Annotated in this window: 16 protein-coding genes; 3 read left to right on the forward strand and 13 right to left on the reverse strand. The window is 46.2% G+C overall.

Annotated features, from left to right (window positions below; genetic code table 11):
• Positions 1-9: 9 nt before the first annotated feature.
• Positions 10-672, forward strand: a complete 663-nt coding sequence (locus ICN42_RS01675; protein WP_216249959.1) for a glutathione S-transferase family protein — start codon at positions 10-12, stop codon at positions 670-672.
• A 92-nt stretch (positions 673-764) separates the two neighbouring features.
• Here the strand turns inward: ICN42_RS01675 and ICN42_RS01680 are convergent, their stop codons facing one another.
• The 7 genes from ICN42_RS01680 to ICN42_RS01710 form a co-directional block, all read right to left on the reverse strand.
• On the reverse strand, positions 765-3,800 hold the full coding sequence (locus tag ICN42_RS01680) for an efflux RND transporter permease subunit (RefSeq protein ID WP_216249961.1): 3,036 nt from the start codon (positions 3,798-3,800) through the stop codon (positions 765-767).
• 7 nt (positions 3,801-3,807) lie between these two features.
• On the reverse strand, positions 3,808-5,139 hold the full coding sequence (locus ICN42_RS01685) for an efflux RND transporter periplasmic adaptor subunit (RefSeq protein ID WP_255539201.1): 1,332 nt from the start codon (positions 5,137-5,139) through the stop codon (positions 3,808-3,810).
• Positions 5,117-6,652, reverse strand: a complete 1,536-nt coding sequence (locus ICN42_RS01690; RefSeq protein ID WP_216249964.1) for an efflux transporter outer membrane subunit — start codon at positions 6,650-6,652, stop codon at positions 5,117-5,119. The genes ICN42_RS01685 and ICN42_RS01690 overlap by 23 nt, the downstream gene beginning before the upstream one ends.
• 138 nt (positions 6,653-6,790) lie before the next feature.
• Positions 6,791-7,654 (reverse strand): pirin family protein, encoded by an 864-nt coding sequence (locus ICN42_RS01695; RefSeq protein ID WP_216249967.1) that lies wholly within the window; start codon positions 7,652-7,654, stop codon positions 6,791-6,793.
• Positions 7,655-7,684: 30 nt separating this feature from the next.
• Positions 7,685-8,242 carry a flavodoxin family protein gene (locus ICN42_RS01700; protein WP_216249970.1) on the reverse strand — a complete coding sequence of 186 codons (558 nt, stop codon included), beginning with the start codon at positions 8,240-8,242 and terminating at the stop codon, positions 7,685-7,687.
• 24 nt (positions 8,243-8,266) lie between these two features.
• Entirely contained in the window at positions 8,267-8,677 is a 411-nt protein-coding gene (locus ICN42_RS01705) for a DoxX family protein (RefSeq protein WP_216249973.1), read from the reverse strand.
• 35 nt (positions 8,678-8,712) lie between these two features.
• Entirely contained in the window at positions 8,713-9,129 is a 417-nt protein-coding gene (locus ICN42_RS01710; protein WP_216249976.1) for a MarR family winged helix-turn-helix transcriptional regulator, read from the reverse strand.
• Between the two features lie 252 nt (positions 9,130-9,381).
• Between ICN42_RS01710 and ICN42_RS01715 the strand changes: the two genes are divergently transcribed.
• Entirely contained in the window at positions 9,382-10,881 is a 1,500-nt protein-coding gene (locus ICN42_RS01715) for a beta-1,3-glucanase family protein (RefSeq protein WP_216249979.1), read from the forward strand.
• A gap of 30 nt (positions 10,882-10,911) precedes the next feature.
• Here ICN42_RS01715 and glmS read toward each other — a convergent pair whose 3' ends face one another.
• From glmS to ICN42_RS01740, 5 genes are read right to left on the reverse strand one after another with little or no spacing between them, the layout of a single operon-like run.
• A complete protein-coding gene (glmS, locus tag ICN42_RS01720; RefSeq protein WP_216249981.1) occupies positions 10,912-12,744 on the reverse strand; it encodes a glutamine--fructose-6-phosphate transaminase (isomerizing) in 1,833 nt (610 codons plus the stop codon).
• Positions 12,744-14,189: a bifunctional UDP-N-acetylglucosamine diphosphorylase/glucosamine-1-phosphate N-acetyltransferase GlmU gene (glmU, locus tag ICN42_RS01725; RefSeq protein ID WP_216249984.1), complete on the reverse strand. Its 1,446-nt coding sequence runs from the start codon at positions 14,187-14,189 to the stop codon at positions 12,744-12,746. Before glmU ends, glmS begins: the two co-directional genes overlap by 1 nt.
• A 51-nt stretch (positions 14,190-14,240) precedes the next feature.
• Positions 14,241-15,146, reverse strand: coding sequence for a tRNA 2-thiocytidine(32) synthetase TtcA (gene ttcA / locus ICN42_RS01730; protein ID WP_216249987.1), 906 nt, complete (start codon positions 15,144-15,146; stop codon positions 14,241-14,243).
• A 28-nt stretch (positions 15,147-15,174) separates the two neighbouring features.
• Entirely contained in the window at positions 15,175-15,570 is a 396-nt protein-coding gene (locus ICN42_RS01735) for a dihydroneopterin aldolase (protein WP_216249990.1), read from the reverse strand.
• Positions 15,571-15,595: 25 nt separating this feature from the next.
• Positions 15,596-16,417 carry an SDR family oxidoreductase gene (locus ICN42_RS01740; RefSeq protein WP_370625992.1) on the reverse strand — a complete coding sequence of 274 codons (822 nt, stop codon included), beginning with the start codon at positions 16,415-16,417 and terminating at the stop codon, positions 15,596-15,598.
• An 85-nt stretch (positions 16,418-16,502) separates the two neighbouring features.
• On the opposite strand from ICN42_RS01740, the gene ICN42_RS01745 reads away from it, so the two are divergent.
• Positions 16,503-17,630 carry a class I SAM-dependent methyltransferase gene (locus ICN42_RS01745; protein WP_255539202.1) on the forward strand — a complete coding sequence of 376 codons (1,128 nt, stop codon included), beginning with the start codon at positions 16,503-16,505 and terminating at the stop codon, positions 17,628-17,630.
• A gap of 5 nt (positions 17,631-17,635) precedes the next feature.
• Here the strand turns inward: ICN42_RS01745 and ICN42_RS01750 are convergent, their stop codons facing one another.
• A complete protein-coding gene (locus ICN42_RS01750; RefSeq protein WP_216249996.1) occupies positions 17,636-18,775 on the reverse strand; it encodes a polynucleotide adenylyltransferase in 1,140 nt (379 codons plus the stop codon).
• Positions 18,776-18,778 lie beyond the last annotated feature (3 nt).

An 18,778-nucleotide genomic window follows, 5' to 3' on the forward strand; every position in this document is an offset into this window, starting at 1 on the left:
GGAATTCTCATGATTCGCTTATGGGGAAGAAAAAGTTCCATCAACGTGCAGAAGGTGCTGTGGTGTCTTGCAGAGTTAGGACTTGAGGAAGGTAAGGATTTTGAGCGAATCGATGCCGGCTTACATTTTGGGAAAAATCGAACTCCTGAATTTCTAGCGCTCAATCCCAATGGCTTGGTTCCAACCCTAGAAGATGGTGATCTTGTGCTCTGGGAATCCAATACTATTTTGCGATATCTCATTCGTCAGTATGATCAGTCGAAGCGCTTTCCTGCGGATATTCAAAAGCAATACCAATCTGAAAAGTGGATGGATTGGCAGCTAGGAACGATGTGGCCAACCTTACGCATTGCTTTTCTGGGGCTAACTCGTACGCCTGAAATCGAACGTAACTACGAAGCCATCCGTAAAGCTTATCAAGGCACCAATGGATTGCTTGCCTTATTGGATCAGCAATTAACCAATCAACAATATTGCTCTGGAGACTCTTTCAATCTTGGAGATATCCCATTAGCACTCTGTGTCAGCAGATGGCTTCTATTGAATCAAACCTTTCCAGATCAAACTGGGCCACGCACTTCTCTGCCCAATATCGAATCATGGATGAAGCGCATCGAGGCAGAAACTCAATATAGTGTAGTCGCAGAAAAAGAACTTAACATCATGAAGTAAGTCTGCTGCTTCCTAGACTCTCAGAAGCTACTGGCTCAAATGAAAAGGGTGAACTGTGTTCACCCTTTTCATTTATTACCTTATCAACTAAATTACTGTTGCTTGAATTTCCTCTGATGGTGATCAGCGCCAATAAATAAGTACATTGCTGGTACTACGAATAATGTAAACAACGTACCAATCGATAAGCCAGTAAAGATCACGATACCCATAGATTGACGGCCAGCAGCGCCAGCACCCGAGGCGATCACCAGAGGTACTACGCCCAGTACCATTGCCGCTGTTGTCATCAAGATGGGGCGCAAACGTACGCTACTTGCCTCTACGATAGCGTCCACCTTACTACGTCCAGCTTCTTGTAGCTCATTGGCAAATTCCACAATCAAAATACCATGCTTACTAATTAAGCCCATCAGGGTAACGAGTCCCACCTGGGTATACACATTCAAAGTTGTGAATCCTAAATTAATAAAGATGAGTGCGCCAAATAAGGCGAGCGGCACTGAAACTAAAATCACGATTGGGTCTCGGAAACTTTCAAACTGTGCAGCCAAGACCAAGAACACGATCAAGATCGCAAAGAACATCGTGACCAAGAAACCGCCAGACTCTGCCATGAACTGACGGGACGGACCAGCGTAATCCATGGTGTAACCATTCGGCGCGACTTCTTTTAAAGTTTGACGCATAAACTCAAGCAAATCCGCCTGAGAAATAAATGGGGTACTCACCCCAGAGATTGTTGCCGAATTCAGCTGCTGAAAGTGATTGATCGATTGTGGAACCACTTTCTGCTTAATCGTAGCAATCGTGCGCGCCTGAATCATCTGCCCACTAGGAGTGCGAATGTAGTAATCCAAGATTTGATCTGGATTTAAGCGGTCCACTTGTTTAACTTGTGGGATAACGCGATAGGAGCGACCAGCGACAGAGAAGTAATTAACATAACCGCCACCCAATGCGGCAGATAACGCACTACCTACCTGCTGCTGAGTCATACCCAGTGCGGCTACTTTTTCACGATCAATTTCTAAAACATCTTGTGGCTTATCAATCTTCAGGTCGGAGTCCACAAAGAAGAAGTTACCGCTCCGGCGCGCTTTATCTAGCACCGCCTGAGATACCTCATTGAGCTGCTCATAAGACTCGGTAGTATTAATTACGACTTGAACTGGTAAGCCTTGTGCACCAGGCAAAGCTGGAAATTGAAAGGCTGCTACGCGAGCACCGGCGATCGTATTCCATTTATTCTGCATATCTTCTTGAAACTTCGTCGCATTACGGCTACGCTTATCCCAATCTTTGAGTAACACGCCACCAAAGCTACTAGTTGGACTAGTGATCTGGAACATCTGCTCATACTCAGGCTCTGCTGCTGATATTTGATATATCTGATCAGCGTAGGTCTGCATCTGATTGACTGTACTGTTAGGTGGTCCTGATGCCTGCATCAACACAATACCCTGGTCTTCTGTTGGCGCTAATTCAGCGCGAGCAGTAGCGTAAAGATAAGCTACTCCACCTAGCAAAATGACACCCATCACAATAATGACCTGCCAAGTACTCAAGAGATCGCGCAAAGTTGTTTGGTAGCTGTGATGAACTTTTTCAAAAATACGATCAATTTTTTGAACAAATGGGGAAGCTTCTTGCTCCTCGGTAAAGATACGCGAGCACATCATCGGAGAAAGTGTCAGAGCAATCAAACCAGATACCGCTACAGCACTTGCTAGAGTAAAGGCGAACTCAGTGAAAAGTGCACCCGTTAAGCCACCCTGAAAACCAATTGGAATATAGACTGCGATCAACACAATCGTCATTGCCAAAATAGGGCCACCCAATTCACGCGCAGCGATTAAAGAAGCCTCCAGTGGAGACTTTCCTTCCTTCATATGGCGGTCCACGTTCTCGACCACAATAATCGCATCATCCACTACCAGACCAATAGCTAGCACCAAGGCCAGCAGTGTTAGCAAATTAATGGAGTAGCCTAGAACCTGCATTAAGAAGAATGTACCAATCAAAGAGAGTGGCATAGCAATCACTGGTACCGCAACTGCGCGAGCGCTTCCTAGGAATAAATAGATCACCACGGTGACAATTAATAGCGCCTCTAACAGAGTCGCCACAACCTCATCAATTGAAGTAGTGATGAACATAGTGGAGTCATACACCACCTTGCCCGACATGCCGGTTGGCAATTGTTTCTGAATATCTGGTACTGCGGCACGAACGCGCGCAGCTACATCAAGTAGATTGGCTTGAGGCGCAACCTTGATAGCAATAAAGACAGATCTCTTGCCACTAAAGGCGACATTTGTGTTGTAGTCCTCGGAGCCCATGCTCACGGTCGCCACTTGATCAAGATACACAATATTGATGCCATCTTTTTTGACAACCAATTTGCGGAACTCATCGAGCGTATGTAGATCAGTGCCAGCCACTAAGTCCACGGCAACCATGTCACCTTTAGTGCTACCAACTGCTGATAAATAGTTATTAGCGGACATAGCGCTATAGACATCGTCCGCACCCACACCAAGGCCAGCCATCTTCTCGCGATCAAGCCAAGCACGCAGCGCAAACTTTCGACCGCCAGTAATTTCTGCATTTTGTACGCCATCTACAGAATCCAACTTTGGCTTCACTACCCGTAATAAGTAATCAGTAATCGCATTATTTGGAATGTCATCGCTATAAAAGCCCATATACATCGCTGCAGTCGACTGACCAATTTGCACTGTTAATACAGGCTGCTGGGCTTGTGGCGGTAGTTGATTCTTGACAGAACTAATCTGGGTCTGAATTTGCGTTAATGCCGCATTGGAATCGTAATTCAGCTTGAGAGTGGCGGTAATCGTTGAGAGACCGCTCACACTCGTGGAGGATAAATAGTCGATACCTTGCGATTGAGCAATCGCCGTCTCTAATGGTTGGGTAATAAATCCTGCAATCGTCTCGGGGTCAGCGCCATAGTAAGCCGTTGTAATCGTAACGATCGCATTTTGGGTTTGCGGATATTGATTCACTGGCAAAGAACCAACCGCCTTCAAACCAAATACCAAAACAAGCGCACTCACTACCAGTGATAGCACTGGCCTACGAATAAATATGTCAGTCCAATTCATCTAGGACTTATTCCTGTGGCTGTGGGTTTGGAGAATTCGAAGGCAGCACTTTGTTATTCACAATCAGTGGAGTGCCGTTCTTCAGCTTGAGCTGACCACTAGTGACCACAGTAGCACCCTCTTCAACGCCTTTGAGGATCGCCACTTGATCGCCGCGCGTTGGCCCTGTAGTCACAAAGACTTGCTGAGCCTCAAGCGCAGGCTTGCCCTGTTTATCCTTTTTACCAGTTGGCTTGGCAATAAAAACTGTTGAGCCATACGGGTTATAAGTTACGGCGGTTTGGGGCAAAGTAAGCATCTTTACCTCGTCACCTAACTTAATATTCACATTAGCAAACATGCCCGGCAAAATCTTTTTATCTGGATTAGCTAGCTGAGCTTCAATCTGAATATTGCGAGTATTAGTATCTACCTTAGGGCTTACCGCAGTGACCTTACCAGTAAAGCTAGCATCTTTGAATGCATCTGTTGTCACCACAATTTCTTGACCAACCTGAATTTGCTCAGCATTACTTTGTGGGAGATTGAAATCCACAAAAATAGGATCCAAAGTTTGCAGGGTGAGTAACTTATCGCCGGGGTTAACAAACTGACCTGGATTCATCATCACAATACCTACACGGCCACTGAAGGGTGCTCTTAAATTCTTCTTAGCCACTAAAGCCGTTTGCTGCTCTACCTGAGCCTGCTTAGATTTCGCATCCGCCTTACTGGTATCGAACACGTTCTTACTAATCGCTTGAATAGCCAGCTGCTGTCTATCCCGCTCATTAATCACTTTAGCTAAATCTGCTTGAGCCTTTAATGAATTGAGTTGCGCGACATCGGAAGCATCATTCAATTTAATCAGTAAGTCGCCTTCCTTTACGTCCATACCCGATTTAATGGGTACGGTTTGTACAAGACCGCCAATTTCGGTGCTGAGATCTACCCCTCTAAATGCACGCACATTACCAACGCTAGATAACTTGGGTTGCCATGCGGTAGTTTCTACAACCATGGTTGAAACCGTTGCAGGGGGCAATCCCATGCCAGCAATAAAATGCTTAATCATGAAAGTCTTGAGTTGATTAAAACCAAAGATCAAACCCAGTAACAGAAATACGCCACACAACATGATGGTCATGCGTCGACCCAAAGGACTCATAGTCTGTAGCTTGGCATAGGCCTTGCTGCGCATGAAGCGTTCACGCAAGCGCGCCCATAACCCTTTTGCTTTTTCCCAAAGCGCAATAAGTTTCTCGCGTAGCTTCCACTCCTCCGCTTTCGCAAGCATCCAAGCCCACAAGGCAACCGCAGCAGCAGTTACTTTGGTTTTAATTGTTTCCAGAAGTTTCATTTTGATCTTTGTTCGCTATGGCTTTTGGTTGAAAGGCTGGGCCGGTGCGATTCCACCAACCACCGCCTAATGCTGCAAATAATGCTGCTGTGTCAGAGAACCGAGTTGCTTGTGCAGAAACCGATTTGACTTTTGCAATTTGATACTGATTTTGATAGTAGAGAACGGCGAGGTAACTAGCGGTACCTAGCTTATATTGCTGCTGTACTAAATCCAAAGTTTCGTAAGCGTAACGCTCTGCATCGGATGCAGACTTTAATGCTTGGGCACCAGTCTCTAAAGCGCGCAAGGCATCAGCTACCTCCTGAAATGCTTTAAGTACGGTTGCTTGATATTGAAAAACCGCTTGTTCGTAATTTGCAATCGCACCACGACGTTGGGCTAGCAACTGACCGCCCTGAAAGAGTGGCTGGAAGATGCCCCCAGCAATAGACCACAAAGTAGCATTCGGTCCAAACAGGGCTGCGCTAGTTAATGCCGCAGAACCAATGGCTCCCGTGATATTAAATTGTGGCAACAAGTTCGCTGTAGCAACACCAACCAATGCATTAGTAGCCTTCAGCTGCGCCTCGGCTGCGCGTACATCTGGACGCTGCCTTACTAGGCTTGATGGCACTGATAGCGGTAACTTCTCTGGCAAATGCAAAGACTTTAAATCGAACTTGGTGATGTTGGCATTGCTAGGCAACTCGCCAACCAATACTGCTAACTGATTGCGTGCAAAAGCCAGATTGCGCTCATAGGTAAATAAATCTACTTGAGAGTTAGAGACCAAAGTTCTTTGTGACGTCACATCTACTTTAGAGACGGTACCAATTACGAGCTGCTTCTCAGTAACTTCCGCTAAATTCGTTTGCGCCTTCAAAATTTCTTCGGTAGCTTGCATTTGTGCACGCAGAGCAGCTTCACGTACAGCGCTAGTCACAATATTGGCCGTTAAAGAAAGATATGCACCCTCTAACTGAAACTGAGCAATCTCTGCCTGTGCTTTAGCGCCCTCAACCGCGCGGCGTGCGCCACCGAAGACATCGAGCTTATAGGTGACATTTACAGAAGCGTTATAGAGATTGTAGGTATCGGAGCCATAAGGCAAGCCATAGATGGCGGAGGGTTGTAGCTGTCGCGTAACTCCACCGCCCAAGCCAATGGCCGGAAAGTACTGTCCGCCAATTTGCGCGCTGACATTTTCTTGACTAGCACGCAGAGCTGCATCAGCAGCTCCTAGGTTTGGATTTTGCTGCAAAGCTTTTTTAATGAGTACATCTAGCTCAGGAGATTTAAATAGCTCCCACCACTGAGCCTCGATATCCGCACCCTCAATGAATTCTTGATCAGTACCACCGGGCACTCCTGGTGCAGTAGCTAATTTTTTGGAGAGAGTGGTATCGGTGTAAGTAGAAGTATTGGGAGCATCAGGCTGCTTAAAGTCTGGGCCTACCGCACAGGCGGAAAGTAGCCCCACAGAAAGTAGCGAGAGTAAACGCAAACTAGAGAAATCTTTAGAGCAGAGCATGAACTGTGACAAATATCCTTTTCAACGTTTATTAGAACACACTTTTATCAATCAATTCTTGTAACACATTGATTTAATTGGTATTTTTTGTACACAGCTAAACAAAGAAGTCAAATAGAATTTGGACGTCTTTGATTTTCAATGGGAAATTCTTCCGAAAGCACCACTATTAAAATCCTGCATAGCCTGAGCAATCTCCTCTTTGGAATTCATGACAAATGGGCCATAGCCAACAATAGGCTCATGAATAGGTTCGCCACTCAGGAGCAAGGCAATTGAATCTTCAAGCACATTCACTTGAATATCCTGACCTTGATTGCTAAACATCAGCATCTGAGCATCTTTGGCCACCACGCCATCGCCAGCCTCAACGGCACCCTTGAGAACCACTAGAGAGACATTCCAACCTTCTGGCACGGGTATATTGGTTGGGCCTTTGTTCAACTTAAGGTCAATCACATTCATTGGTGTAAATGTGTTGGCGGGTCCTTTATGGCCTCCAAACTCCCCGGCAATAATACGGGCTTGCCCAGCGCTATTTTTTAGATCAATCACGGGAATCTGTTTATCCAGAATCGCTTGATACCCCGGCTCAGTCATTTTGAGCTTAGCCGGCAAATTCACCCATAGCTGAACCATATTCAGTATTCCGCCTTCTTTGGCAAAGCCTTCTGAGTGAAACTCTTCATGCAAGATTCCAGAGCCAGCTGTCATCCACTGAACATCACCAGGCCCAATCACACCGCCCTGACCTGTTGAATCTTTATGCGCCACTTCACCCTCATAAACAATGGTGACAGTTTCAAAACCACGATGGGGATGTGATCCCACGCCCTTGTGTTCAGTTGTTGGGGGAAAGTCTGCTGGACCTGCGTAGTCCAGCATCAAGAATGGACTCATTTGCTTTCCTAGGTCTTGATAGAAGAACAGGGTGCGCACAGGAAAGCCATCACCTACCCAGTGACCCCGATCATTACCTTGCAAACCAATGAGTTGTTTCATCATTCCCCCAATTTTTTAGATCAACAATCTTTACTTAGCTTTAAGTTCACTAGCAATCTTGGCGATACGTTCACCATAAAGACGTGCCGTTTCCAAGTCGCCAGCATTTACCTCATCAGCACTTGCATCTGAAGGTGTCTGCATCATTGCGCCAGCAAAAGAGCCAACATAATTAACGTCATCACGTTTAGCTGCTTTAGCGTTAGAAGGCATTAGACCAGTACCAACCCAAACACCAGAATGCTGCATAGCTAAAGTAAAGAAGTAATGCAATGTGGAATGCTTATCACCATTCATAGTGGCAGAGTTAGTGAAGCCACCAAATACTTTATCTTTCCACTGCTGTGTGAACCATGGCTTAGAGCTAGCATCAGCGAACTTCTTGAATTGCCAGCTCACTGTACCCATGTAGGTTGGAGAACCAAATACGATAGCATCAGCAGTATTTAAAATTTCCCACTGAGCATCGGTGATATTACCTTCAGCATCAATCGCCACTAGGGTGCCATTGGCCCCCTTGGCTAGAGCTTCAGCTTGTTTAACAGTGTGGCCATAGCCACTATGAAATACAACTGCTACTTTAGTCATCATCATCTCCTTAGATAAATTAAATTACTGTGCCGCTTTACGACCATCAATACTGAAACTACCGGCACCAGCAGAAGCCAGCACCAACAAACCACCCATTACGGCGATATTTTTGAAGAACAACAATTGTGCGATGAATGCAGCGTCGGCGGGAGCCGCCCAGAAGGCATGGCCAGTTACCGCTGCTAACAAAGTAAAGGCCGCCATAATGATTGCAACCAACCTGGTTTGGAAGCCTACGAGCAAAGCAATGCTGCCAACCACTTCAATCACGATCGTGGCTACCAATGCAAATACTGGAGCAGGAATTCCCAATGAGGCGAAATAGCCTAGCGTTCCCTCGAATCCAGAAATCTTTCCAAGGCCCGCTGGCAAAAATAAGGCCACGATAAGCAATCGGCCGATGAAATTGAGTGCACTTTGATATGTATTCATTTGATATTCCTTTATGTTTTTTACTGAAATGTTAATTAATTAAAAATTGCTTTAACTTCTTTTAAAACTATGACCGCTTGCTCTAATTCCTTTTTACTTAACTTTCCAAAAGCTTTACTTAGATAATCCACGTGCTCTGGAAATACCTTCCTAAATAACTTGTCACCTGCTTTAGAGAGGCCAATCTTGTAGCTACGGCCATCCTCTAGATTCATCAATTTTTCTATGAACCCTTTAGCCTCCAAGCGCTCAAGAACCCCTGTCATGGTCCCCTTAGAAACCAGTGTTTTTTCACCCAGCTCTTTACAAGTCATTGGCGGCTGATTTCCCAGGGTTGCAATAATGTCAAACTGGGTTGTAGTCAGCCCCATATCTTTAATATGGGCCGCCGAATGAGCCTCGAAAGCCTGGTATGTCTGCACTAATTCCTTAACGAGCGACAAGTGATTCATGTCAATACCTCAATTTAGTCTGTATGCGTACTAGTTTAGTACTAGTTCGTACTAATTGCAAGACTCCATCAAAAAGGGTTTATACAAGGAGCACGAAAACACTAACCTGTAAATTAGGGTGAATCAATCCAAAAAATCAGTATTTTCTTTAATTTTTTCTAGTATTTTTTTCCGAGTAGACAGATACTAATGAAAATAAGCACCCGATGTTGCGAAGTCCTCAGATAGATTAAAAATTTGAAAGGATTGGATATGAAAGCCCTCAATACAGATCGTCGTCTCGTTCTTAAAGGCATTGGCCTTCTTGGTACGTCAGGCCTATTGGTAGCGTGTGGGGGAGGTTCCTCTGATAGCGCTACCCCATCAAGCTCATCCTCTACAAAGGGGCCAAGCGCTCCAATCTGCACTGGCTCAACCGCTACGATCCCCCTGACTATTGATGCAAGCGTAACCGCAACAGGCATTCCAGCGTCTGTCCCTATGTTTGCCTATATTGTTGGTCTTACTGCTTCTGGTGGGAACTCTTATTACCGCTACGACGCTACGCAGAACAAACCGGTTCTAATGTCTACCCTAGATAATTTGAATGCGGCTGGCACTTGCTCCGGAATGACCACCAACGGCGCTAGCGCCCTTATCAATTGCCCCACAACTTGGGCAAACTACTCCATTCCATTGGATCGTAGCTGCGCCACTGTAGTTGCTGACTTGGCCAGCTTTAATGGTACTAATCTACCAGGACTTGGGACAGGCACCAATGCATTTAGTGGTCGTATTTATATTTCAGTAGGAAAGCCCCTGATTCCCTTCACTCCACGTGCAGGAGTCAATGCAGATCAACTAAGTGGGAGCCCCGTAACGGGCTACACCGCTCCTGCACTTGCATCGGGTAGCGTTGGCTCGCTCTGCCTCTTTGATTGGCTAGAATTTTCCTTTGACATTAATCAAGCCCTGAACATCAATACAACACAGGTTGATCAATTTGGCTTTCCCATCTCCATGAATGCCTCAGGAGTCGGCATGAGTGGAGGAGAACAAGGGGTACTTAATACCAGTCGCTCCGCAATCATTAACAATTTAGCTGGGCTTTCCAGCTCTTTGTTTAATAGCGCAGTTCCGGTCCCTACAAGCGGAGTGGACACAGATGCATACCCATCAAGCATCTACACTAACAACACGCTACGCTCAGTTTCACCAAAAACCGTAGCTACAGTCAGCGATAGTTACTTCACTAATACTATTAATACCTGGTACACCAATTGGACAACAACTCCATTAGTAACAAATGATACGGCCACAGGTTATTACTCGGGAATGGTTGTTGGTGGAACGTTAACCTTTAAGCAAGGTAACTACAGCACCGCATCAAGCTGGATAAGTGCAAGCACTAGTGGTCAATTTACCAATTCACAAATAATCTCATACGATGTTTGGCAGTGCGCAAACTCACTGGCCAGCGGAACTGGCAGTCAAAAGAACGTGCAGAAAATGATCGCCGCCGCATTTCAGAGGGGGACAATGAATGCCGCAAACTATTCTTTAGACGACTCCAATAGTGCCAGCTTCTCTCCACCACTGAGCGAGAACTATTTCAATTCACCCTCTAATACTTGGGCTCAAAAGTTTCATCAATTTAATGCAAATAAGCTTGCCTATGGATTTCCCTATGACGATGTAGGAAGTCTACAACCCTCCATTTCGACTTCATCAGGAACAACTGCGCTAAATATTCAAGTGGGTTTATTTACTTAGAAAGAGCATGCTCTAGCGACGTAGCTAGAGTTACTCGACCGTAACGCTCTTTGCGAGGTTGCGTGGCTTATCCACATCGGTGCCTAGTGCGCATGCAGTGTGATAAGCCAAGAGCTGCAGGGGAACTACGTGCAAGATTGGGGAAAGATTGCCGTAGTGCTCCGGCAATCGAATCACATTGATGCCCTCACTACTCGTAATCTCAGTGTCTTGATCTGCAAAAACATACAGCCTGCCACCACGAGCTTTAACTTCCTGCATATTAGATTTGAGCTTCTCCAACAAATCATCTTTCGGCGCCACAGTAACCACTGGCATCTTCTCAGTAACTAGTGCGAGTGGGCCGTGCTTTAGCTCACCAGCTGGGTAGGCCTCAGCATGAATATAAGAAATCTCTTTCAGTTTGAGGGCACCCTCAAGCGCGATCGGATAATGCATGCCACGACCCAGGAAGAGGGCATTTTCACATTTGGCAAAGGCAGCGCTCCAAGCAATAATTTGCGGCTCAAGGGCTAAGACCGCATGCAACGCTTTTGGTAAATGGCGTAAGTCACGTAGGAGCACTTTTTCTTCTTCAGCATTCACCCTACCTGCACGTTTAGCTAATGAGACCGCCAACAGATAAAGAGCAACCAGCTGCGTCGTAAATGCTTTAGTAGAGGCGACACCAATCTCCATGCCCGCTTTAGTTAAAAAGTTCCAGTTTGTTTCGCGAACCATGGCACTGCTTGCAACGTTGCAAATAGCCAAGGTGTATTGGTGGCCCAAAGCCTGCGCATGACGCAAAGCCGCTAAAGTATCTGCAGTCTCGCCAGATTGGGAGACCACCACAATTAATGTATTCGGATTGGGAACGGTAGTGCGGTAGCGGTATTCACTAGCAATCTCTACCTGAGTAGGAATGCCCGCCAAATCTTCTAACCAATACTTCGCAACACATGCCGAGTAGTAACTGGTGCCACAGGCCAAGATCAAAATTTGATTAAACTTTTTCCACTGCTCGGGATCAGCATGAAAAAGCTCAGGGCCAAAACTAGCAATATTGGCAAGTGTGTCACCAATTGCTCTCGGTTGCTCAAAGATCTCTTTTTGCATGTAATGCTGATAAGGGCCTAGATCCACAGAGTCGGCTTGGGCAGGCATTGGCTTTTGCTCTCGCTGCACCATCTTGCCTATTTGATCAATGATCTCGACGCTCTCTGCCTTGAGAACAGCAACATCGCCTTCCTCTAAATACATCATCGCATGTGCGCGACCAGCTAAAGCTAGGGCATCAGAAGCGAGAAAATTTTCATTCTCGCCAAGCGCAACAACCAATGGAGAACCAGCGCGTGCGCCCACCAAAATACCTGGACGATCTTGCGCAATTACACCAATAGCGTATGCGCCATGCAATCGCGGCAATACCGAACGTACTGAATCCACTAAATCAGCTTGCTTGCTAGATATGTACGCTTGATGAATTAAATGAGCAATCACTTCAGTATCTGTTTCTGAATCAAAGCAATAACCCGCAGCTTTTAATTCAGTGCGGAGTGACTCATAGTTTTCGATAATGCCGTTATGTACTACAGCAATTAAGTCATCGGAAATATGTGGATGGGCATTTTGCGTATCTGGCTTGCCATGGGTTGCCCAACGAGTGTGCGCAATACCTAGGGTGCCATGGAAATCTTTACCCTGTTCAGCCAACTCAGAAACTCGTGCAGTAGTGCGAGCGCGCTCTATTGGATGCTTAACATCATCGCCATTGATTACTGCAAATCCACAGGAATCGTAACCGCGGTACTCGAGACGTCGAAGACCTTCAATCAAGACATCAACAATATTCTTACGCGATGCCGCGCCAACGATTCCGCACATTATTTTTTAGCCTTCACAGATTTTTTGCCAGCTACTTTCTTATCCTTCTTTACAGGGCGCTGCCACTGTAAAGAAATTTGCTTGGCTCGTGACACAGTTAGCTGATTAGGCGGTGCATCTTTGGTGAGGGTAGTTCCTGCACCCAAAGTGGCGCCACGCCCAACTCGCACCGGGGCAACTAACTGCGTATCCGAACCAATGAAGACATCGTCCTCGATAATTGTTTGGTGTTTATTCACCCCATCGTAGTTGCAGGTAATTGTGCCTGCACCGATATTGACTCTAGAGCCCACAATCGAATCGCCCACATAAGCCAAGTGATTAGCCTTGCTATTGGCGGCGATTTTGCTGTTCTTCACTTCTACAAAGTTGCCAATATGCACATCGTTGGCCAAGTCTGCGCCTGGACGTAAACGCGCATAAGGGCCAATCAGCGAACTTGCGCCAACCTGGGCGCCATCAATATGGCTATAGGGATGAATTGTGACGCTCTTACCAATCACGCTGTTTCGAACGATGCAGTACGGACCAACTTTTGTACCCGTAGCTAAAGTTACGCAACCTTCAAATATGCAACCGACATCAATAAAGACATCAGTACCGCACTCCAGCGTTCCCCGAATATCAATACGCGCTGGGTCAGCCAAAGAAACGCCGGCATCCATCAACACATTTGCTTGATTGAGTTGATGGACTCGCTCCAAAGCAGCTAACTGATCGCGGCTATTAACGCCAACGGTCTCATACTCGGCGTCTGCTTGTGCGGTACGAATGGGTACACCATCTTTAACTGCCATCGCAATGACATCTGTTAAATAGTATTCGCCCTGAGCATTACTGGCTCGTAAAGCTTTCAACCACTTTTTTAGTGAGTTAGTTGGCAGCACCATGATTCCAGTATTAATTTCTTGAATAGACTTTTGCTCAGGTGTTGCATCTTTTTCCTCAACAATCGCCTTTACCGAACGATCGATATCGCGCACGATGCGGCCATAGCCCATTGGATTGCTTAGGTTTTGGGTCAGGAGCGCTAAAGCAGAATCTTGGCCACGCGCGCCATCAGCCAATTTAACCAATTTAGATAGCGTCTTTTTACTGGTGAGAGGTACATCGCCATACAAAACTAAAGTAGGCTCGTTCACATCTAGCTTAGGTAAGGCTTGTAATAAAGCGTGGCCAGTCCCTTTTTGCTCAGCCTGTAACGCAGTACCCACTTTGCCGAAGCGAGAGTCCTGGTCGCCTACGACTTTGAGAAACTCTTTGACATCAGCAGCGCCATGCCCCACAACAACGATGGGGCCAGTTTTGGCGCTTTTGCCTTGTAGGTCAAGGGCCGTATTAAGAACGTGCTGGAGAAGTGGTTTCCCGGCCAAGGTTTGAAGAACCTTGGGTAATGCGGACTTCATCCGCTTTCCCTGCCCAGCAGCCAAAATAACGATGTTCATAGAGGCTGATTATAGGCCGTCTTTAACTCCAATCGGCATGATCATGTCAACTCACGGAGTGCTTATAACCCCATAGGCTATGGTTCCGCAAGCCGTTTTGTCAATTTCTGCTTCATCAATCGCTCTATCTCCCGACGATCTGGCAGCAATGCCTGTTAGTTCTGTAGAAATCTCTAAATTCTTGAAATCAAAAGCTTCACCATCCATTAAATGGGACGGGACAATGTGGTGCATTGAGCGAAATAGATTCTCAACACGCCCAGGGTGCTTTTTCTCCCACTCACGCAACATCTCTTTCATGGCGCCACGCTGTAAGTTTGGCTGACTACCACAGAGATTGCACGGAATAATTGGGAAATTCATATCTACTGCATAACGCTCAAGTAATTTTTCAGGAACGTATGCGAGGGGACGAATGACGATGTGCTTACCATCATCAGAACGTAATTTAGGAGGCATGCCTTTGAGCTTGCCAGCAAAGAACATGTTTAATAAGAGTGTTTCTAGGATATCGTCACGATGATGACCTAAAGCAATCTTGGTCGCACCCAATTCATCTGCTACACGATACAAAATCCCACGACGCAAACGAGAACACAGCCCGCAGGTAGTCTTACCTTCTGGAACTACACGCTTCACGATGCTATAGGTATCCTGATTTTCAATGTGGTACTGAACACCTAAAGCCTTCAAATAGTTTGGCAGGATCTCCGCCGGAAATCCTGGCTGCTTTTGATCCAAATTAACGGCAATAATTTCAAAGTCAATTGGGGCGCGCTCGCGCAACTTTAAAAGAATGTCGAGCATGGCATAGCTATCTTTGCCACCTGACAAGCACACCATCACCTTATCGCCCTCTTCGATCATGCCAAAGTCACCAATTGCTTGACCAACTAAACGGCATAGCTTTTTCTCAAGCTTATTTTCTTCGAAGACGACTTTGCGAATATCACTCATGGCTATAAAATTCTTTTCTGGATTTTCTTTAGATTTGCTTCATCCGAAATACTTCAACACCGACGGAGTGGCAGTCTGGATAGACATCTGGCTTTGCTGTGCTAACGCGAGCAGCAATGACCTTAGGGTGTAGCAGCATGGCGGTCACGATGTCATCGCAGAAGGTTTCTTGTAGATGGATGTGTCCCTGGGAAGACCGCGCCTTAATGGTTTCACGCATAAAGTCATAATCCACTACTTCATCTAATAGATCCTTAGAGGGGGTATTCATATTCAATGGAATATAAAGATCCACATTGAGTATGACGCGCTGCTCAGCCTTCTTCTCAAAATCATGTACACCGATATTGATATAGATTTCATAGTCACGCAGAAATAAGCGGCGGCAATCCGCAAGTGAGGGATGAGAAAGAATGGCGTGCATAAATTTTTATTCTGTATTGAAATTTTTAATTTGTTTTAAACATCACATCGCGTGAAGATGGTAATAGATGTTGTCCACCATCTACATATAAGGTGGTGCCAGTGATTGCATTTGAACTTGCTAAAAATACTGCTGCTTTTGAAATATCACTAGGCGTTGATGACTTACCCAATGGCGTCATCTGATGTGCTTTAGCGAATCCCGCTTCAGTTTGGTCACCAGAAGTCATTGTGATACCAGGAGCTAAACCGATGACTCGCACATGAGGCGCAAAATCTACCGCAAGCACTTCAACTGAGGTGAGAAGCGCGGCTTTGGATAATGTGTAAGACAAATAATCAGGGTTAAGGTTAATCAACTTTTGATCAAGCAACTGAATTACCGAGGGGATAGAAAAACCGCTCTCACTCGTTTGAATTGCCTTGCTCTTCTGATGCGAAAACATTAACTGAGATAGCAAGATGGGTGCAGTTAAATTGACCTGCATATGGTCTTGCAGACTTTTGCCACTTAATGGCGTCTCAGAATTAGCGCGATCATATTCAAAGATCGAAGCGCTATTGACCAGGCATTCCAAATTATTGAACTCACCAACCACTGCGGCAAACAGGGTATTGATTTCTGATTCGCTAGCGAGGTTAGCCTTAAAAGCCACCGCCTTACGCCCTAGCTTCCGAATTTCAGCTACAGTGGCTTGAGCGTCCGATGCGGACTGGCCATAATGAACCGCCACATCCCAGCCCTGACGCGCAAACTCCAAGGCAATTTCCCGACCAAGACGCTTGGCAGCGCCAGTCACTAAAACCGCTTTATTTTGCTGATGTTGTGGGTTTGAACTCAAGTTCACTTAAATTCTCTTAGACTAGCGAGCTATGGATATTACCTTGACCAGCCTTGAAACGGCTCATACTGAGCTTCTTAGTCAAAAAATAATGGCTGAAATCGCCTCTCAAGGTGGCTGGATACCCTTTTCAAGGTATATGGAAATGGCTCTTTATGAGCCAGGAATGGGTTATTACAGTGCCGGAGCCCATAAATTAGGCGCTGGTGGTGATTTCACGACCGCACCTGAGCTCTCCCCCTTATTTGGCGCAACCATTGTCGAGGCACTGTTACCCGTCTTGGAGGGCCTCCAAGCCCAAGGGCTCCCCACCCAGATTCTGGAATTTGGCGCCGGCACTGGCAAGCTGGCCGAATCCATTCTCACCCGACTACAGGATCTTGATTTTTCCTTAGATCGCTATGACATCATCGAGATCTCACCCGACCTAGCCCAAAGACAAGAGGAGCGCCTTCAAAGCCTTACCAAGCAGCTCAATCAATCCACTCAATGCCGTTGGCTCAACTCTTTGCCCAATAACTTCAAGGGCGTTATTTTGGCCAATGAGGTAATTGATGCCATTCCCTGTGATGCCATCATTTTTCAAAATGGCTTTTGGTACTGGCAAGGGGTTGCTGTGATTGACGGCAAGCTGGCTTGGGCGATAGGAAAGCCTGTTGAACAATCCCTACTTCCGGAAGCACTGCATCATGGCAACTTTTCTGAAGGCTATGTTACAGAGCTACACGCGCCAGCAAATGCATGGATACGCCAAGTAGCGAAACATCTCGATACCGGTCTCTTCCTCACTTTTGATTACGGCTTTCCGGAGAGCGAGTACTATCACGCGCAACGTCTCGAGGGGACCTTAATGGCGCACCATCGCCATCATGCTATTCAAGATCCATTTCATCTTCCTGGACTATGCGATTTAACAACTCACGTAGAGTGGTCTCAGATTGCACGCAGTGCACTCGAAGAACAAGTTGATGACGTCTATCTCAGCAATCAAGCGAGTTTCTTACTGGACGCTGGCATTGGCGACATTGCCCTAGAGGTCGGTGACCCGAGCAATCCAGAAACTTTCTTGCCAATTTCAAATGCATTACAAAAGTTATTGTCTGAAGCGGAGATGGGTGAGCTCTTCAAGGTCTTCGCATTCTCAAAGAAATTACACGATGTGCTTCCGGATCATGTCCTAGAGGATTTGCCTGGCCTTCGAGGCAGAAACCGACTTTAAGTGGGCTAGGTATTTAACGCTGCAGCAATAGCTGCGAGTCTTGCAGCATCTACTGCACGTCGAATACTTTCACCATTAGCTCGATCTTCAACAGGAATACCGTCAATCACTCCTGCGGTGTTGAGTGACTGAGTGCTATGCATCGCTGTAATTAGAGCGCTGACATTCAAGCCAATACGTTTTGCTAGATCTAGCAGAGCATGTCCACGATCCGACTTGCGCCAAACATCCGCACGATTAAACCAAGCCAATATATCGACAGCCTGATATACACCACCTGTATCGCCGACCGTCTTCTTAATTAGCACATTCAGCTCGGTAAATATTTCACTAAAATCACGCACTTCATTTGGCATCTTGACACACTCTGACCAAGACCGAATGTCACTGGCAGGCAGCTCCATGAGCGTTACGGCGCAGCGATCTTCCAAGCGACTACCCGATGCGTGTAAATATGAAATGAGCTGCTCACGATATTCTTCTTTAGCTAAATTGGACGTCAGCGTCAACGGCAGTAACACTTTAGCTGCACCAGTATCCAACAAAACTTGAAACATTCTCATTGGCTTGCTGGCAGTAAAACCTCTAGCCAACTCCTGCCAGATTCTCTCGGCCGAAAGTGCAGACAACTCATTGGATTGAACAATCGCCTTCAAAGCCTCCATTGTTTCTGGCGCTACTGAGAATTCTGGAAAGCGCGCGGCAAAACGGGCGATGCGCAATAAGCGCAATGGATCTTCAGCAAAAGCATCCGAGACGTGACGAAATACTTTCGCCGCTAAATCTTGCTGACCGTTGTATGGATCCAAAATAGGCCCCACCCATTTGCCATCAGCACCTACCTCCCGTGCCATTGCATTAATAGTCAGATCGCGACGTTCTAAGTCTTGCTCTAGCGTGACGCTCGGGTCAGCGTAAAACATAAAGCCTTTGTAGCCCTTACCCGTTTTACGCTCTGTACGCGCCAAGGCATATTCGGCCTGTGTATCTGGATGCAGAAATACTGGAAAATCTTTTCCTACTGGACGATATCCCTGGGTAATCATTTCCTCTACGCTAGAGCCAACCACTACATAATCAATATCATGCACCGGCAAACCCATGAGGGTATCCCGAATAGCGCCACCGACTGCATAGACCTTCATTTG

It is taken from the genome of Polynucleobacter sp. 71A-WALBACH (assembly GCF_018882365.1).
Classification (GTDB): Bacteria; Pseudomonadota; Gammaproteobacteria; order Burkholderiales; family Burkholderiaceae; genus Polynucleobacter.

Coding starts and splice junctions, on each gene's coding strand:
- ICN42_RS01735 (WP_216249990.1), bottom strand. CDS start 15,570: ATGCACGCCATTCTTTCTCATCCCTCACTTGCGGATTGCCGCCGCTTA.
- ICN42_RS01695 (WP_216249967.1), bottom strand. CDS start 7,654: ATGAAACAACTCATTGGTTTGCAAGGTAATGATCGGGGTCACTGGGTA.
- ICN42_RS01685 (WP_255539201.1), bottom strand. CDS start 5,139: ATGAAACTTCTGGAAACAATTAAAACCAAAGTAACTGCTGCTGCGGTT.
- ttcA (WP_216249987.1), bottom strand. CDS start 15,146: ATGAGTGATATTCGCAAAGTCGTCTTCGAAGAAAATAAGCTTGAGAAA.
- ICN42_RS01690 (WP_216249964.1), bottom strand. CDS start 6,652: ATGCTCTGCTCTAAAGATTTCTCTAGTTTGCGTTTACTCTCGCTACTT.
- ICN42_RS01680 (WP_216249961.1), bottom strand. CDS start 3,800: ATGAATTGGACTGACATATTTATTCGTAGGCCAGTGCTATCACTGGTA.
- ICN42_RS01715 (WP_216249979.1), top strand. CDS start 9,382: ATGAAAGCCCTCAATACAGATCGTCGTCTCGTTCTTAAAGGCATTGGC.
- ICN42_RS01745 (WP_255539202.1), top strand. CDS start 16,503: ATGGCTGAAATCGCCTCTCAAGGTGGCTGGATACCCTTTTCAAGGTAT.
- ICN42_RS01710 (WP_216249976.1), bottom strand. CDS start 9,129: ATGAATCACTTGTCGCTCGTTAAGGAATTAGTGCAGACATACCAGGCT.
- glmS (WP_216249981.1), bottom strand. CDS start 12,744: ATGTGCGGAATCGTTGGCGCGGCATCGCGTAAGAATATTGTTGATGTC.
- ICN42_RS01700 (WP_216249970.1), bottom strand. CDS start 8,242: ATGACTAAAGTAGCAGTTGTATTTCATAGTGGCTATGGCCACACTGTT.
- ICN42_RS01675 (WP_216249959.1), top strand. CDS start 10: ATGATTCGCTTATGGGGAAGAAAAAGTTCCATCAACGTGCAGAAGGTG.
- ICN42_RS01705 (WP_216249973.1), bottom strand. CDS start 8,677: ATGAATACATATCAAAGTGCACTCAATTTCATCGGCCGATTGCTTATC.
- ICN42_RS01750 (WP_216249996.1), bottom strand. CDS start 18,775: ATGAAGGTCTATGCAGTCGGTGGCGCTATTCGGGATACCCTCATGGGT.
- glmU (WP_216249984.1), bottom strand. CDS start 14,189: ATGAACATCGTTATTTTGGCTGCTGGGCAGGGAAAGCGGATGAAGTCC.